Below are 1,478 nucleotides of genomic sequence, written 5' to 3' on the forward strand. Positions count from 1 at the left end.
TCCTGCGCCTGCAGCATTTGAGACGACTGACTAAAAATCCGCCCCTGGCCGTTATCCAGCTTGCCGGTGAACTGCATGTCCAGGCTGCCCAGCGCGTTGATGGCGCCCTGAGCATTGAGCAGACTGGCGGCGCGCACCTGCGTGCGGCCATTGCCGGTCAAGGTGCCGTTTTGATTGTCCCAGCCCCCCGCCAGCGCCAGAGAAAGCGCCTGGCCGCCCAGCACCACCCCTGCAGCGCGGTTGGTCAACTGGCCTCCCTGCAGAGACAGATCGCCGCCGCTCTGCAGGGAGCCGCCATCATTATCGAACAGGCTGGCTGCTCCGCCGTTAACGGCAAGGGCCTGCTGCGCGGTCAGTTTGCCGGAACGATTGAGGATATTGCCTGTAACATCCAGCGTCAGGCCTCCGCCGGACTGCAGCCGCCCGCCGGTATTGTCGAGCGACTGCGCGCTGGCGGTGACCTGCCGGCCACCTTGTGCGGTGCCACCCTGGTTGTCCCAATCGCCATCGGTGTTGACGGCGAGTGTGCTGCCGCCTTCAAGCCAGCCGGCGGCGTTGCTCAACCCTTGCTTCGCCGTCAGGTTCGCATCCTGCCTGGCGACCACCTTGCCCTGAGCGTTATCGAGGCGCTGCGCCGTTAGCATGAGCGACTCGCCGCTAATTTCCCCCTCGCGGTTGCCAAGCACGCCCGACGTAGTGAGAGAGAGCCTTTGCCCACCCAGCAGCTTGCCGGCCTCGTTGTGGACGTCTCGCGCTGACACCGTGGTTTGCCCATTTCCCTGCACCCTACCGTGATGATTGTTCAGCTCGCCCTCACTGCTCACCGTCAGCATCTCACCGGCGCCCAGCAGCCCCTGCGTGTTGTCCAGCCCCTGACGGGCATGCAGCTCAAGCCGTTGTCGGCCAATCACCTTGCCCTGCGTGTTGTCGAGACGGTCAGACTTCACCGTCAGCACCGCGGCGCTGATTTCGCCGCCGCGATTGCTGGTATTACGCGAGGTGATCAGGGTTGATGCCTGGCCTGACAGCAGCTTGCCGCCGTCGTTGTTGAGGGTCGTTGCCGTTGCCGTGACGGTCGTTTCGCCTTGCGCCGTGCCGCCGCGGTTGTCCCAGTCGCCGGCGTGAACATCCAGCGCCTTGCCGGCCCCAATGAGGCCGCGTTGGTTATCCAGGTGGCTGGATGTCAGGTCGAGATTGCCCTGACCGATGATCTGCCCCTGCGTGTTATCCAACCGCTGTGCCACCAGACGTACGTCATCACCGCTCAGGGTACCGGACGCGTTATTCAGCTCGCTGTCCGCCTCAAGCGTCAGGCCGTTTCCGGCCAGCAGGTTGCCCCCGGCATTATTCACCGTGCCATTAGCCTGGAGCGTGAGCCCCGACTGGGTTTTTAACGTGCCCCCCTGATTATCGAGGCCCCCGGCATCGAGACGCAGGTCGCCGTTACTGCCCACCGTCCCGCCGGCATTGTCGAGCAG

At 64.3% G+C, this 1,478-nt stretch carries 1 pseudogene; it reads right to left on the reverse strand.

Annotated features, from left to right (window positions below):
- Nucleotides 1-1,478 (reverse strand): annotated as a pseudogene (locus AC4PR2_RS28815) (hemagglutinin repeat-containing protein); the annotation flags it as partial.

Source organism: Serratia sp. A07 (assembly GCF_058725505.1).